The 14,913-nt window shown below is 43.6% G+C and carries 13 protein-coding genes; 5 read left to right on the forward strand and 8 right to left on the reverse strand.

Annotated elements, in window-relative coordinates; translation table 11 throughout:
* Positions 1-63 precede the first annotated feature (63 nt).
* Positions 64-1,866 carry a hypothetical protein gene (locus ADA55_RS21535; protein ID WP_048687516.1) on the reverse strand — a complete coding sequence of 601 codons (1,803 nt, stop codon included), beginning with the start codon at positions 1,864-1,866 and terminating at the stop codon, positions 64-66.
* Positions 1,867-2,056: 190 nt separating this feature from the next.
* Between ADA55_RS21535 and ADA55_RS21540 the strand changes: the two genes are divergently transcribed.
* Positions 2,057-3,445: a hypothetical protein gene (locus tag ADA55_RS21540; RefSeq protein ID WP_048687517.1), complete on the forward strand. Its 1,389-nt coding sequence runs from the start codon at positions 2,057-2,059 to the stop codon at positions 3,443-3,445.
* Positions 3,446-3,819: 374 nt separating this feature from the next.
* On the opposite strand, the gene ADA55_RS21545 is transcribed toward ADA55_RS21540, so the two are convergent.
* Positions 3,820-4,785, reverse strand: a complete 966-nt coding sequence (locus ADA55_RS21545) for a quinone oxidoreductase family protein (protein ID WP_048687518.1) — start codon at positions 4,783-4,785, stop codon at positions 3,820-3,822.
* A gap of 117 nt (positions 4,786-4,902) precedes the next feature.
* Positions 4,903-5,049 (reverse strand): hypothetical protein, encoded by a 147-nt coding sequence (locus ADA55_RS29590; RefSeq protein ID WP_100298038.1) that lies wholly within the window; start codon positions 5,047-5,049, stop codon positions 4,903-4,905.
* A gap of 143 nt (positions 5,050-5,192) precedes the next feature.
* Between ADA55_RS29590 and ADA55_RS21550 the strand changes: the two genes are divergently transcribed.
* Positions 5,193-5,717: a GNAT family N-acetyltransferase gene (locus ADA55_RS21550; protein ID WP_048687519.1), complete on the forward strand. Its 525-nt coding sequence runs from the start codon at positions 5,193-5,195 to the stop codon at positions 5,715-5,717.
* Between the two features lie 197 nt (positions 5,718-5,914).
* On the opposite strand, the gene ADA55_RS21555 is transcribed toward ADA55_RS21550, so the two are convergent.
* Both ADA55_RS21555 and ADA55_RS21560 read right to left on the reverse strand, forming a co-directional pair.
* Positions 5,915-6,745: an STAS domain-containing protein gene (locus ADA55_RS21555; RefSeq protein ID WP_105718870.1), complete on the reverse strand. Its 831-nt coding sequence runs from the start codon at positions 6,743-6,745 to the stop codon at positions 5,915-5,917.
* Between the two features lie 127 nt (positions 6,746-6,872).
* Complete coding sequence (locus ADA55_RS21560) at positions 6,873-7,316, reverse strand: Lrp/AsnC family transcriptional regulator (RefSeq protein WP_226990523.1); 444 nt, start codon at positions 7,314-7,316, stop codon at positions 6,873-6,875.
* 134 nt (positions 7,317-7,450) lie between these two features.
* Here ADA55_RS21560 and ADA55_RS21565 point away from each other — a divergent pair, with 134 nt between their 5' ends.
* Positions 7,451-8,035 (forward strand): DJ-1/PfpI family protein, encoded by a 585-nt coding sequence (locus tag ADA55_RS21565; protein ID WP_048687521.1) that lies wholly within the window; start codon positions 7,451-7,453, stop codon positions 8,033-8,035.
* A gap of 218 nt (positions 8,036-8,253) precedes the next feature.
* Here ADA55_RS21565 and ADA55_RS21570 read toward each other — a convergent pair whose 3' ends face one another.
* The 3 genes from ADA55_RS21570 to ADA55_RS29595 form a co-directional block, all read right to left on the reverse strand.
* Positions 8,254-10,236, reverse strand: coding sequence for a hydantoinase B/oxoprolinase family protein (locus tag ADA55_RS21570; protein WP_082162885.1), 1,983 nt, complete (start codon positions 10,234-10,236; stop codon positions 8,254-8,256).
* A gap of 16 nt (positions 10,237-10,252) precedes the next feature.
* Complete coding sequence (locus tag ADA55_RS21575; protein WP_048687522.1) at positions 10,253-12,292, reverse strand: hydantoinase/oxoprolinase family protein; 2,040 nt, start codon at positions 12,290-12,292, stop codon at positions 10,253-10,255.
* A 473-nt stretch (positions 12,293-12,765) separates the two neighbouring features.
* Positions 12,766-12,936, reverse strand: coding sequence for a hypothetical protein (locus ADA55_RS29595; protein ID WP_153246157.1), 171 nt, complete (start codon positions 12,934-12,936; stop codon positions 12,766-12,768).
* A gap of 321 nt (positions 12,937-13,257) precedes the next feature.
* Here ADA55_RS29595 and ADA55_RS21580 point away from each other — a divergent pair, with 321 nt between their 5' ends.
* Both ADA55_RS21580 and ADA55_RS21585 read left to right on the forward strand, forming a co-directional pair.
* Positions 13,258-13,689, forward strand: coding sequence for a DUF1641 domain-containing protein (locus tag ADA55_RS21580; RefSeq protein ID WP_048687523.1), 432 nt, complete (start codon positions 13,258-13,260; stop codon positions 13,687-13,689).
* Between the two features lie 39 nt (positions 13,690-13,728).
* Positions 13,729-14,910, forward strand: a complete 1,182-nt coding sequence (locus tag ADA55_RS21585; RefSeq protein ID WP_048683989.1) for an NAD(P)/FAD-dependent oxidoreductase — start codon at positions 13,729-13,731, stop codon at positions 14,908-14,910.
* Positions 14,911-14,913: the final 3 nt, after the last annotated feature.

Genomic DNA, 14,913 nt, shown 5'->3' on the forward strand with positions numbered 1-14,913 from the left:
TAACAATGCTTTTTTTTCATGCTTATATTGGAGATGGAAAGTGTATATGTCCACGGTCCATTATCATTTCTTTGGCAAATCCAGATTAGTGAATTCATCGACTGGAACGATGTCTTCTTCCATATCCATCACCTTCAGCACAACCCGGTCTCCTACATTCGTCAACACCACATCAGATAGCGCATTGACACCTGGGTCCACCGAGAACCTCTTGGCATTGCCTTCGACGATTAAATGGAATACGTATCCATTCGAGAGATTGGCATCATTGATCCTCATTACCTTCCCCTTTATTTCTTTCATCTCAAATCCTTTTTGAGGCGTCACACCGCTTACTTTCCCTAATGAGGCAATCAGCTTTTTATAATTGCGGAAAGCTTCGTCTTTCGTTTTCCCAAAGACCACTTGGGGATTATCGCTATTGGCGTAAACGATCGCCACACCTTGGAACTTGCTGCCCTTTGTAACCGGAATAACATATGTGGGAGCACCGTAGATCGTATAGAAAATTCCATTAGTGGCTTTCCAGCCTGGATATTTGGACAAAAACTCACTCGCATTGGCGTTGGATTTTGCTTCCTTTCCGGTCAGAACGGACGTGACGCCTTTGTAGTACGTCATTTCACCGGTTTTGGCATTGAAAACACCATAACCTACAAGGGTTTTGGAGTTGCCTTTTGATTTAGCCCGGGTAAAGTCCACTACATAAATCAATTGGCCTTTTTCGTTAAACGTAACCTGCATATTATCCTCATTAGGAATCAGGACATCTTTCTTCGGTCCAATCAGGGACTGGTTTTTCCACCCGTGAATATATTTTCCCCAGTAAGTCCAATATTCCAGGGCTGTTTCCAATGTGAATGTCCGATCTACCCATTTAGGTTCTTTTCTTTTTGGATAGTATTTCGTGTCCCCCGTTTCCGGATTCACCAATACCACCCCGTCCACCACGGGACCGCTGCGGTATTTCAAATAATGTCCGACTGAAGCTACGAAGAAGGGCTTTCCATCTTCGTTCGGTTCCAAATATGAAGCATGGATGATTTTATTCGGATATGCCTTGCGGATGGTCCTTTCCAAATCATGATCAAGGTACTGTGATGGAGCATACAGCATCTTCCCTTTGACAGTACTTGCCCCTTTATCCGTTGATACGGCGGAAATCAGATTATAACCTGGCGTGTATTCCGCTTTCCCGGCTTTTAAAAACCCGTCCATTTCAATGGGTGATGTATAAGCCAATTCATCATTGATATTGGTCAGACGGTATTCTCCTTCAGTGAAATATGAAGCATTTTCTATTTTATTAATTGCCGCATCGCCTTTTGCGTCAGCCATTTTCACTGTAACGAGCGGCATGGTTTTTATATCTTGAACTTCTTCCAGCTCTTTTTTCTTATCGACCTTCGCCAATCCATGCAGCTCCGCGGCAAAAGTGAGCGGGTAAAACAGCATGATAACCCATGCGGCAATCAACACGACACCCATCAAACTGTTGAAATGTACGTTCCAAGGTGTTTTTGGCTGCTTTGCCGCATCATTTCCCCTCCGATTCCGTCGGGTGCTTGAAGATTCACTGGCACTGTACATATACATTCTTGAATCGATGATGAGAATGAGCCCAAGAATAATGGCAAAACTCGAAAAAAATGCTGCGGCAGTAAGATCCAGCAGCATGATATCGATAACGAAAAACAATACGGAAGCAGAAACTAAAAGTCTCAGTCCTTGTTCTATGAAAAAAGGTATATCTTTTTTGGTGATGGCGTTTGTCCATCTCTGCGGAATAAAGGAAAGCCCCAATATGGCAAATGGTATTTTCATTAAAATTCCTTTTAAGATGAAACCGAGTAGTGAAAGTATCATGGTTTGAAAAATCTCTCCTTGTCATGTATGTTCCTATTTACCCATTTTACCACTCTTGTGCAACTAATTTACTATTTTTTAAATCTAGCGAAATTACGTCAAAAACTATTTGCTCCAACGATGCTACTTTTACCGATTCAATGTTTATATAGACTTTAGAAAAGAATCGATGCCAAAGGGGCGAAGCCTTATGATTTATGAAGAAACATACCAATACCTATTAAGAAATGTATCCTCCACTGAATTCGATACGTGTTTGTACGCCTTGCTCCACAGTGATTGGGACGGGGTCATTCAGAGCCCGCTTCATATGATGGCCCGGGGAGTCGGAACGACAGAAAAGTACTTAAGGCAGATCATCCATAAATTCACCGCACCACAAGGATCACTAAAAAAAGTGTTTGTGCCTGTTCATCAAGGTGAAGATGTTTTGTACAAGTTTAACCTTGGTCCTGCAAGTAATCTTGGCTATAACAGGAAGACGGACCGTTATTGCAAAAAGTACCGTTTCTTTTATAGCGCTGCTTTCAAAGCCTTAACGATTCATGGAAAACGGCTGCTGCTTATGGGTGCCTTCCGAATGTCCGTTTTGAAGTCTGAAGAAGTACTGTTCGATTATCATGAAATCGTTCCTGATTCCAGCTCGCCATTCACAAGGCAGCGCTTATTGGATGCAGTCGCTGCAATCCATGACGCTTTAGGCCATATCGTGACGATTTCTTTTGCGAGCAGGGCTTTTTCAAAAAAAGAAGTTCTGGTATTCACCTTTACCGAAGGCGTCTTGGAGGAGTATAAGGAAAATAGGTCGGAACGGACATTGTTGCGGAGAACGATTTTTAACTCTGGCTACCTTGGGCATATCAATGATTCTGTATGCAGGGAATTGGAACGGGTCGGCAAATATATTTTCCGTTCATTTCTGCAAGAAGCGACGAACATCTCCCATGATATCCAAAAGGAACTGCAGAAGTTAGCCCGTTTCATCTATTCTCATTCCCTTAAGAAATTTGGCCAGGCTCTCCCCGCCAATAAGCAGTTGCTTCTTGCCCCAAAACAAGCCTCTGCTTATTTAAGCAAAATCATGTACAATGAAGCATTGGAACAAATGGTCAAGTATGCCCACCAGTCAGAATCCATCAAAAGCCTGCTTGAACGCGACCATTTTCATAGAAACATCTCCGAGAAAGCTCTCCGCCGGGAAGTGAATGATTTGGAAATGGATGAACATATCGAGCCCATTCTCCGTAAATACCATCAAGCGGACTTCATCCGCCATGTGCTGAACGACTGGTGCGAGACATGGCTCATTTCCCGTGTAAAGACAGTGACCGATGAATTCCGGACGGAAGGAAAAAGGAAAAGTACCGATGATAAACGGGTCGCGGCCGAATATATGGCCCGAATAAGAAACGATACATATGGCCAGTTGGACAGGCTGTTGATCTTGCTTCTCCAATTCGGCAATCATGCAGTGGCCCCGGACGTCAGGTACTTCCCTCTCACAAAGAAAAAGGAAACCCTCCAATCCTATTTCGCAATCCAAAAGGAGCGTCTCGATGTTCTCACCATTTCCTCTTAAAATCACACGGTTTTAATATGTTTTCCAAGAGAACGGATCCGTTCTCTTTTTTTTGCTTGTAACAAATGCCGACTGTGAATTGCAGAATGACGATTGTGGTTTGGTGATTGGCGCACTGTGGATTTCTCCTCTGAATTCGTGTGTTGCATATGGCTCTTGTGGATAAGGGGACTTGGGCAGCAAGTTGTTTTGACGGCAGGCCATAACACCTGTAAGGGCAGGGGCATTTATTATGGAGTTATTCCAAGGGTCTAAGCATGGGTTTATATAAAGGAACTTAAAAAGGTTTTAATCATCAGTATGAATAAGGGGTTGAATCTCAGCAGACAAAAAAAAACAGGCCCCCATTTAGAATGGAAAGCCCTCATGATTTGCTATGGTATTAATAATAGTTTCCCCGAACTTTTCCGGCTCTCAAGAAGCCGATGTGCATCCGCCCCATTTTCCAACGAAAAAAGAGTCGGTTCTTTGATGTGGATTTCCCCTGACAGAATCCATTGGAACAGCTCTGCTGTCCTTCTTGTCCGTCCTTCATGGGTAGTCAGGACGTTCCAAAGGTCTCCGCCTATCAATGCCTTGGATGTATCCATTAGCATTCTGGGATCGATTTTCTCTGGATCACCGCCTGCCATCCCAAAGAATACGACAGTTCCTCCAGTCTTGGTCGCACGGAAACTATCCATCAAGGTTTGGCCTACTGATTCATAAACGACATCAACGCCTTTACCACCGGTAACATCCTTAATGGAATCCACCCAGTCCGATCCGTAAAGGAAAACATGATCCGCACCCATTTGTTTGGCAACAGCCGCTTTATCATTTGTTGAGGTCAAGCCAATGACCTGACCGCCCTTCATCCTGATCATCTGTGTCAGTAATTGACCGACTCCGCCTGCAGCGGCATGGACCAGAATGGTTTCCCCTTCTTTAACCGGATGGCTGTCATGCGTTAAATATTGGGCAGTCAATCCTTGAAGTAAAACGGAAGCGGCCGTTTCAAAGGAAATGCCCTCAGGCAGAGGCAACAGCTTATCAGCTGGAACTGAAACCAGCTCCGCATTGGCATGGGGAACATCAGCGAACCCGACACGGTCTCCTGCTTTCACATGATGGACATCTTCCCCGGCATATTCGATGACCCCTGCCCCTTCATACCCTAGAATGAAGGGGGGATCACCCACCAAATGATAATTCCCTTTCCTTCTATATACATCAGCAAAATTCAGTCCAATTGCTTTCATTCGAACGATCACGGCTGATTTTGAACGTTCAGGTTCTGCAATTTCCCTTACAGACAGAACTTCCGGACCGCCGAAATCATCAAAGACAAGTGCTTTCATCATCCTAACTCCCTTCAATGCTTCTTCATTCTTTAAGATATAGGATGGACCCTTTGATGGCAAGAAACACAAAAGACCGCCCTGCCCATTAAAGGCAGGAGCGGTCACCACGTTTACTCAATCTGTATTGGAACCAGGACCGTTCTTTCGTTTATTTGCAGAATATTCCTTACCGTGTGCTTCATGTTCTGCAATGATATCCGCTTTCGGTATATGGTTATTCTTTTTTGGTGAAGCGATGCGGTTGCGATGTTTTTTTCCCATGATCTATCTCCCCTTTAAATTGAACTAATGTTAGCTTGTCCGATTACCACCGAAAATACCGGCAAAATAAGCACTTCATAATAAAGGAAAAACCTTTGTGGGGACCGAATAGATAGAAAACTGATTTATGAGGAGGGAAAAAAATGTTTCCTGAATTGAACACGGAAAGGTTACGCTTACGGGAAATTCGTGAAAGTGATGCGGAAGCTCTTTTCCAATGCTTATCAAAAGATGAAGTCACCCGCTTTTATGGACAGGATTCATTGGAGAATGTCGGACAGGCCAAGGATATTGTAGCAGCCTTTGCGAAAAACTATCATGAAAAACGAGCCGTTCGATGGGGAATTGAAAGAAAAGATACACAGGAATTGATTGGCACCATCGGTTTTCATGCCCACAGTCCCAAATACAGGCGGGCGGAAATCGGTTATGAAATCCATCCAGCACATTGGCGCAAAGGATTTGCGTCAGAAGCGCTTAAGGAAGCAATCGCCTACGGTTTCACGGACCTTGATTTAACCCGTATCGGCGCGGTCGTTTTTCTGGAAAATCAGCCATCAAGTGAGCTCTTGCTTAAGCTGGGTTTCATCCAGGAAGGAGTATTAAGGAGTTATATTTACCAAAACGGGATTCCTCATGATACATATGTCTATTCCTTGCTGAAGTGAAACCTCTGGAAGGTTGGACCTGAAGTAATTCGCGACAGTCGGCGGAAAGGGTGCGAAGATTCGGTTCTGTCCGGAGCATCCCTTCCCCATTCCATTTACTTATTTTGACAGGATAAAATCGCAAAAAAATATTCCTTTATATTCCAAATTACCTACAAAAAAAAGTCACCAAAACATGGCGACTCCCACTTCACGATTTAGGTGCCTACAAGATAGTCCTTCAATGCCTGCTGCAGCGTACCCTTTGTTTCTGCTTTATTATCGAGCTGAATCCCTGAACGGATCATTTTCGTAACAACCTCTGGGCGTAATCCAGTCACAACAGCTTTACACCCCATCATTGCCGTTCCATCGAGGATTTTCATCAAATCAGTGATCATTTCAACTTCGATTTCGATGATACCGGACAAATCCAAGATCAAGGTCTGTATCCGCAGTTTGCCTATCTCCATCAATACCTTTTCTTCGATTATCTGTATCCGTGAATAATCGATTGTCCCAATTAACGGAAGGACACAGGTGGTGGAAGTGATGGGAATGATCGGGACGGATAGATTTTCCACCAAGTTTTGCTGTGCGAGAATCAATTTGTCTTTGTAATCGGAGTAACTTACGAAAAAGGATTTAAGAAATTCATCAACCTTTTCATTCACTATTTTCTCTAAATCAAAAAAGACCTTGGAATCCTCAATAAACGCTTTCTTTTCTTGTTCGAACTTATAAAGAAAGGTCCAAAGCGTTCTGCGGAGGGCCTGAATCCACTCCAGCTTGAATGAAAGCGTCATGGAGTGGGTTGCCCACGTAACTCCTTCTTGTTCGGCAAAGGCAATCAAATCCGTTTCATTCTGCTCCACTATATAACGGACGAGCTTATGTGCATTATTCAAAAGATCGACATTTCCAATCAGGAGGATTTCTTCGATTTTATCCCTGACATTGACCGCTGCTGATAAAAGATATTCTTCAAACTCACTCTTATTCTGCAAAAGGAATTCCATTATTTTATCTTCATCATAAACAAAACTCACTCTTCTCCACTCCCTTTTTGAACATCAACTGTGATTTTTGTTACTATTTACTTTCTATATTGGTGGAGTTATTTCCTGCTAATCGCTCATATATTAAAGAGAAGGAAAGTAAATGTGTTGAAGCCGGTTAAATCTCCTCCTGAAAAAACTTTTTCGATGCGGAAGAAAAGATCAGATGAGTGGAAGATTTCCCGTATTTAATGGCTTCATCGACGAAGTCTTCCAGCGTTTCCATCGAATATGTACTTATTTTAATAAGATAACTGTATTGACCGGCTAACCGGTGGCATTCCAGAACCTCCGGATGGCTCAAGCTAAATTGATAAAAATCCTTGCATCTATCCGTTTCGAATAATATGAATGCCGTAATGCTCCTATCAAGTTTTTCAAGTGATATTTCCGTTTTATATCCCTTTATCACTCCGCTTTCCTCTAATTTTTTCACACGTTCTTTCGTTGCTGGAGCCGTTAAGGACACTTCTTGTGCCAGTTCTTTCATGGACATGCGCCCATTATTCTCCAGCAAGGAAAGTATTTTTTTATCCGTTCGATCCGACTCAATCGCCCCCACTTTTTATTATTAACAGAATCCTTTCAAATACATTATAAAATAAAAAGAAATGTGATGAATACGTAATTAATCGTATGTATTAGGGAATTTGCTTTTTATATAATTAATTCAAATATAAATAAGGGGATGCTGTTATGAAAAAAGTATTGATGCTGCTATCCAATGGATTCGAAGCGGTTGAAGCAAGTGTGTTTACAGATGTATTGGGGTGGAATAAATTAGAGGGTGATGGCACCACTGACCTGGTTACGGTGGGACTTCACGAACGATTGAAATGCACCTGGAATTTCATCGTGCAGCCCGAACTGACCCTCGATCAAGTGAACCTTGATGACTACGATGCTTTGGCCATTCCAGGAGGCTTTGAAGAAGCCGGTTTCTATGAAGATGCCTATGATCAGAGGTTTCTTGATGTAATCAAGCATTTTCATAATAAGAACAAAATCATCGCCACCATTTGTGTAGGCTCCCTCCCACTAGGAAAAAGCGGAATATTGAATGGAAGAAAAGCCACAACATACAACCATCCAACCAGTAAGAGACAGGGGCAGCTAAAAGATTTTGGTGCGATTGTCGTGAACGAACCGATTGTCGTCACGGACAATATCATTACATCCTACAATCCATCCACAGCTTTCGATGTTGCCTTTACGCTCTTGGAAATGCTCACTTCACAAGCTAATTGTGAACATGTGAAGGAATTGATGGGCTTCCATTAAGGAATGACACGATAGGGATATTGATTACCGCTCCAGGCACTCACTTATCCAGAGGCGGTCGTGGAGCCTCCTTTAGACGCGCTTTGCCGCAGGAGTCTAGAACCTTCCATTCCAATCATCTGGAACGTTTTTCAACTAAAAAATGCAGACCAAACTCACTATTCTTCGAGTTTGATCTGCAGTCTGGGGTTCCGAGTGAATTCGGAACCTGTTTCACGTTATTTCCAATAAGCCAATGAACGGGTTTTCATGGATGCACGGAACTGTTTTGTTGATTCCGGCAGGGCTTTATTCGTTGCATAATCGATGATGACACCATACTGGCGAATGACATCGAGACTATCCAGCTCACCATTGGCGAATTTATCTTCCACGCTTTGGATGTTTTCCTCAAGCCATTGTTTGCGATTGTTCCTGATATAAGACCTAGCTTGTTCCGTTGCTTCCAAATCTATTTCGAATAAATCAAGATCTTTATCGATTTCCTTGATCACGACTCCATAATCTTTTTTAGCCCGCTCGATTGAAACATATTCATCGATAACATCTTCCAAAACAGCTTCGGGACTTCTTTCAAGCGGATCTCCCAGTCCCCCTCCCCCAGCTGATGGGCGTACAAAGGAATCTCCTTGCTGTACTTTTACATTTGAGAAAATCGCACCTAAATATCGTTCATCTTCCTTGCCCGGATTAAGCCATGCTCCATGCGGGGATGAAGGAAGCCCTCCAAAAATTCCCCATGTTATTGAACGGGAACGGTCACAGCAATAGGACATAACGGCGTTTTTGACATTTGTTAGTGTACCGCCCTTTTCTACACCGCACCCGCCGCGGTATTTACCCGGCCCGGCAGAGTCGGTAATGATTTCATGCTTCATCGTCACGACAGGCGACAATCTTTCTTGCCCTTCGCAAGGCTGTACGCTGAGCCCCAAACCGAATGTTGGCGAAGTGGCGTTCACACCGTCCCGATCATAGCGGCCTCCATGTCCGCCTGCCATCCAGTCGTACCACATGAAGTATTTATCCTGCTCCTGGCGTTGGTCCCAACCGCCGATCAGTAAATACTCCAGGTTAAATGAGCATGCTATCGCTCTTTCCGGCATGATGTTGGACCAGAGTTCGAAGCACGCACTCATGATTTTTTCATAGGCCCCTGAACAAAAACCGGTTACGGCAATCGGTGCCGGGGCATTGACGACGGAGTTTTCCGGCAATTCGATCTTCACCACTCTGTAAAAACCGGAGTTCAGGGGTATTTCAGGAAAGAATGTCTTGGTTCCTGAGTATGCCGCTGATAAAGAAGCTCCGAAACCAGCATTCAAAAAGCAGCCGATATAAGAATGCGATCCAGAAAGATCATAAAGGATCTCGTCTTCCGTGATTGTCATCTTAACCCGGATCGGGATCAGACCGTCTCCGGCTTCCGGGTCCATATCAATATAATCAACGGTCTCCCATGTTCCATTCGGTAAAGCTGCAACCTTGGCCCTTGCCAAACGCTCCACATAATTCTGCACTTCCGCAAAGGCAGACAAAGTCGTATCGATTCCATACTTCTCGATGATAGCAAACAACTGGCGCTCGCCTACTTTGGCCGCTTCCACTTGAGCACGCAGATCGCCGACACGTTCTTCAGGAACGCGCATGTTCGAAACGAGCACATTGACCACATCTTTTAAAAATGTTCCTTTACTATATATCCTGAGCGGCGGAATCCTTACTCCCTCGCCGAAATGTTCCTTGGCATTGATATCAAAGGAGCCGGGTGTCGAGCCACCCATGTCGGCCCAGTGTCCGTTCGTCTGCATGAACGCAATGAGCTTGTTCTCATGAAAAACAGGCAAGAGAACCCGGGTGTCATTGAAATGAGTACCGCCCCGATACGGATCATTGACCAAGAATACGTCCCCAGGATGGATATCACCCTCGAAGTCCTCTAGCACCGCCTTTGCCGTTAGATGCAGTGTGCCTACATGGACCGAAATATCCTGCGTTCCTTGCATGACTGTATTTCCTTCTGCATCACAAAGCGCACAGCTGAAATCCCGATTATAAATGACGAAGGAATAGCATGTACGAAGGATTTGTTCAGCCATCTGATCTACAAGGTTAACGAAGCCATTTTTTATCACTTCAAATGTCACCGGATCTAAACCTGTTCCAACTCCAGATTGGTCAATCAATTGTTTATTCGACAATGAAATCCACCTCTTTTTATTTATTTTGGGAAAGAATCAAGTTTCTGTATTTATCAACTTTAGCCCTGAAATTTGGTGGAATGACAGTCGTTGTATCAAGCTGATCTATGATGGCAGGTCCCGTTATTTCAGAGAAGGCCGGAATGAGTTCCCGGTTATACACGTTCGTATTCACATACCCTTCCTCTTCAAAATAGACATCACGCGTTTCCTTCAAGGCATCAGCAAGTGTCCCCCCAGGTTCATAAGTCGGAAATTCAGGTTTTGGCACAGTTCCGATAGCGGTAACGAGCAGCCCGTAGATTTCCACGGCCTGTTCTTTATCGGAGAATGAAAATTCGCGCTCATGCTCTTTATGGAAACGGTCAAGGGTCTCTTCCAATGAAGAAATCGGGCAATCGACTTCTATCGCCAATGAACGCCACTGTCCCATATACCTCATGTCAATATAGCGCATCAATGTGGAAGCTTCTTTAGCGACCCCTTCTTCCTGCAATAATTTAGCGGCCTCTTTTTCCATTCCGATGAATTCTTTCTCTAAATCCTTTACCGATACATCCTTGACGTTTTTTACATAGGTTTTGGATATATCATGACGAACATCTACCAGCAGGCATCCCATTGCCGCGGCTACACCGGGATGCGGCGGGATGATGACTGTTGGGATTTCCATTTCCTTGGCCAAGTATGCCCCATGCAAGGGTCCAGCCCCACCGAAAGCCACAAGTGCAAAGTCGCGGGGGTCGTATCCCCTTCTGACTGAAATCAGCCTTAACGCATCACACATATTGGCATTGGCCACACGTGTGATAGCATTCGCCGCTTCTTCAATCGTATAATTGAATTTCTTGGCGATCTTATCCACGGCTTCAATCGCTTTTTGTTTATCCAGTTCCATTTGTCCATCCAATAGCTTTGTGCCAAGTCGTCCCAAAACAATATTGGCATCGGAATTGGTCGGTTCCACGCCGCCCCTGCTATAGCAAGCAGGTCCAGGAACCGCGCCTGCACTTTGAGGGCCATTGCGTAAAGAACCGCCTTCATCCACCCAAGCTAAGCTTCCGCCTCCTGCTCCTATCGTCAAGATCTCGATACTTGGGAACCCAATCGGATATCCATACTCGATATACCAATCTTTAGTAATCCGCAAATCCCCTTCATGCATCAAGGAAATATCAGTGCTTGTTCCTCCCATATCCAGACCAATGGCATTATTAAAGCCGCAAAGCTGGGCGATATGTTTACTGGCAATCGCACCTGCAGCGATTCCGGAGCTTGCAAGCCTTGCCGCATAACGAGGAACGGTTTGGGATGTCATCACCCCTCCGCCTGAGTGAAGCACTAATATGTCATCTTCATATCCCCGTTTATTCATTTCACCTTCAAGGGTTTTAATATAGTTGCTGACAGTCGGTCCTAAAACGGCATTGACAATCGTCGTACTCATGCGCTCATGCTCAAAAATCTCAGGAAGGACTTCACTTGAAATGCATATATAGACATCCGGGAATTCCTCCTGGATGATTCGTTTCACTTTCGCCTCATTGCTTCCATTTACATACGAGTTCATGAAGCAAACCGCAATGGATTCGGTACCGCGTCGTTTTAATTTCCTTGCCAGTGACCGTACTTCCTCTTCATTGATTTCCGTCAAGACATTCCCTGCAAAATCGATGCGCTCTTCCACTTCAAAACGGTCTCTTCTTTGAATGTACGGTTTGGCTACATCATCATATGTATCCCATAACTCAAGCTTGGTTCCTCGGCGGATTTCCGATACATCCCGAAATCCAGCGGATGTGATCAATGCTGTCTTTGGCAACTTCCTTTCAATCAAGGCATTGGTGCCCACTGTTGTCCCATGGGAAAAAACTTTAATATTTTCACAATCGATTTCCGCTTTCGCAATTCCATCCAAAATACCGACCTCTGGATTCAGAGGAGTCGACGACGTTTTCGTGATCGAAATTTCCTTCGTGCTTTCATCAAAAACGAAAACATCCGTAAATGTTCCGCCTACATCAATTGCGAGCCTAGTTTGCTTCGTACCTATCATATAATTCCCACCCCTGCTACAAGATTTAAGATACTTTTTACCTTTTGACATTCTCTCGCGCCATTTGCATCGCTAAATACAACTGTGTGAATGAGTAGCAGCCAGCCGCTGGATTTTCTCAGGCCAAAAACGGGACAAGGTGAATGATGAAATAAAAAAAACCAGTCATATCAATAAGAAATAATTGATATAACTGGTTTTTGATCTAGGATTAGCTTCGCTGGCCAGCGAAGTCTATTAGATTCGACAGTTATTTATAGATTCATCTTTTTAAGTCACCGAGTCCATTTTAGGCGATGGCAGAGTAGAAAACTACCTGTTTACACCATGGCTATATACCTTATCTTACGTCAATTCATGATAAAGTCAAGGCCATTTTTAGAATATTGAAATAACTCCAGTTTGAGAATGAAGAGTCGATTTATTACAAAAATAAGTAAGCATAACTGTTTGGCTATGCTTACACAACAATATTATTTATCAGGTGTTTCCGATGTGCCTTCCTCGCTGTTTTTGAGGTAAACTTCAGAAATTCCATTCATACCTTCCATTAGTTGCGCTTTAGTATATTCCATACTGCCAACCAGTTTATGAAGCTTCTTATCATTATTCTCTTCTGTAAGTTTAGATTCTGAATCAGTCACATTTATTCACCTCCATCATTTAGGATGGCAAATCAAGATGGAAATATGTATGAAAGGCGTCGATGGCAGACACCCTCTTAAAGTGCACTTTAGGAAAAAACAGGTAATTTTCGTTAAAATCTGTACTTCAAATAAGCAGGAAAAGATGATTTTATGAATCTTTTTTAAAAAATCAGCTGTTTTCAAGCCACTAAAGGGATATACTATAGTTTAGCTTTTATTACATTTTTGTTAGTATTTTTTCTTGTCTCACATTGTGTAATATTTTACAAGTTTTTCTTATTACATCAACAAAATGCTTATTGCAAAGGAGAATTGGATATGTCAGAAACGATTACCCAATCACAAACTGAACAACTTAATGCCCGCCAAAAACAATTAGATGTACTGGACCAATTATTGAAGCCTGAGGTTCAGGAATCATTGAACACTTTAGTCGAGCAGTTACCAAAACTAACTGAGTTAGTGAATATTTTAACAAAGTCTTATGATTTCGCTCAATCGGTTGCGACTGATGATGTGTTGAAAAATGATACGGTCAGCGCCATTTCGGAGATCGCGACACCTGTGGTCCATTCAGTGAAAGGACTTGCAGCAAATGCCATCGAAGCTAAGGATCGTGCAGAAGCGAATAATGATGTGATCGGTCTTTTTGGTCTGTTAAGGATGATGAAAGATCCGGAAGCACAAAAGCTTTTCCGTTTCGCCCAAGCTTTTCTTGAAGTCTCTGCAGAACGTAAAAACCAAAAATAATTTGATAAACTTTCAATCAGTAAGGACGGGGGATTAACTATGTCAAAACAAATCGTCATCTTAGGTGCAGGTTACGCAGGATTACTATCTGCTTTATCCGTACGTGAATATTACAATAAAGATGAAGTGCAGGTTACGGTGGTGAACCAATTTCCAACGCACCAAATCATCACCGAATTGCACCGTCTTGCAGGCGGATCCATTTCTGAACAAGCCGTTTCCATTCCGTTGGAAAAGCTTTTCAAAGGAAAAGATATCGACCTTGTCATTTCCAAAGTGGAGTCATTCTCGGTTGATAATAAAGAAGTGAAACTTGCCAATGGTTCCACATTATCTTATGATGCCCTGGTTGTTGCTTTGGGAAGTCAAACAGGATTCTTCGGCATTCCGGGACTTGAGGAAAACAGCATGGTCTTGAAATCCGTAAATGATGCAAACAAGATTTACAAACATATCGAAGATCGCATCCGCGAATATTCTCAAACGAATAATGAAGCGGACGCAACCATCGTGATCGGCGGCGGCGGATTGACGGGCGTTGAGTTAATCGGTGAAATCGTGGACCATTTCCCTAAAATCGCCAAAAAGTTCGGAGTGGACTTCAAGGACTTGAAAATCAAGCTTGTGGAAGCTGGTCCAAAAATCCTTCCGGTCCTGCCTGATCACTTAATCGAACGTGCCATGACAAGCTTGGAAGCACGCGGCGTTGAATTCTTGACAGGTCTGCCTGTAACGGGTGTTAAAGGAAATCGAATCGAATTGAAAGATGGACAAACGATAACGGCCAATACGCTTGTTTGGACAGGCGGAGTTGCGGCTCTTCCTATCGTAGGCGAATCAGGCCTTGAAGTGGATCGCGGCAAAGCAACCGTCAATGAGTATTTGCAATCCAAATCCCATAAAGACGTATTCGTTGTCGGCGACAGTGCCGTTGCGTTCCCTCCAGAAGGCGGCCGTCCATATGCTCCTACTGCACAAAATGCTTGGCAAATGGGTGAGCTTGTTGGATACAACCTATATGCAGCCTTTGAAGGCAAGAAACTTGAAGTATTCTCACCTGTAAACTCAGGTACACTTGCGAGCCTTGGCCGTAAGGATGCAGTGGCAACCGTTGGGGCCAATAACACGTCCCTTAAAGGCCTGCCGGCTACATTGATGAAAGAAGCAAGTAATGTTCGCTACCTATCACACATCAAAGCCCTATTCAGCCTGGCTTATTAATTC

This window comes from Bacillus sp. 220_BSPC, assembly GCF_001054655.1.
Lineage (GTDB): Bacteria > Bacillota > Bacilli > Bacillales > DSM-1321 > Peribacillus > Peribacillus frigoritolerans.

Coding starts and splice junctions, on each gene's coding strand:
- ADA55_RS29590 (WP_100298038.1), bottom strand. CDS start 5,049: ATGGGAAAAAAACATCGCAACCGCATCGCTTCACCAAAAAAGAATAAC.
- ADA55_RS21585 (WP_048683989.1), top strand. CDS start 13,729: ATGTCAAAACAAATCGTCATCTTAGGTGCAGGTTACGCAGGATTACTA.
- ADA55_RS21575 (WP_048687522.1), bottom strand. CDS start 12,292: ATGATAGGTACGAAGCAAACTAGGCTCGCAATTGATGTAGGCGGAACA.
- ADA55_RS21535 (WP_048687516.1), bottom strand. CDS start 1,866: ATGATACTTTCACTACTCGGTTTCATCTTAAAAGGAATTTTAATGAAA.
- ADA55_RS21540 (WP_048687517.1), top strand. CDS start 2,057: ATGATTTATGAAGAAACATACCAATACCTATTAAGAAATGTATCCTCC.
- ADA55_RS21565 (WP_048687521.1), top strand. CDS start 7,451: ATGAAAAAAGTATTGATGCTGCTATCCAATGGATTCGAAGCGGTTGAA.
- ADA55_RS21545 (WP_048687518.1), bottom strand. CDS start 4,785: ATGAAAGCACTTGTCTTTGATGATTTCGGCGGTCCGGAAGTTCTGTCT.
- ADA55_RS21550 (WP_048687519.1), top strand. CDS start 5,193: ATGTTTCCTGAATTGAACACGGAAAGGTTACGCTTACGGGAAATTCGT.
- ADA55_RS21580 (WP_048687523.1), top strand. CDS start 13,258: ATGTCAGAAACGATTACCCAATCACAAACTGAACAACTTAATGCCCGC.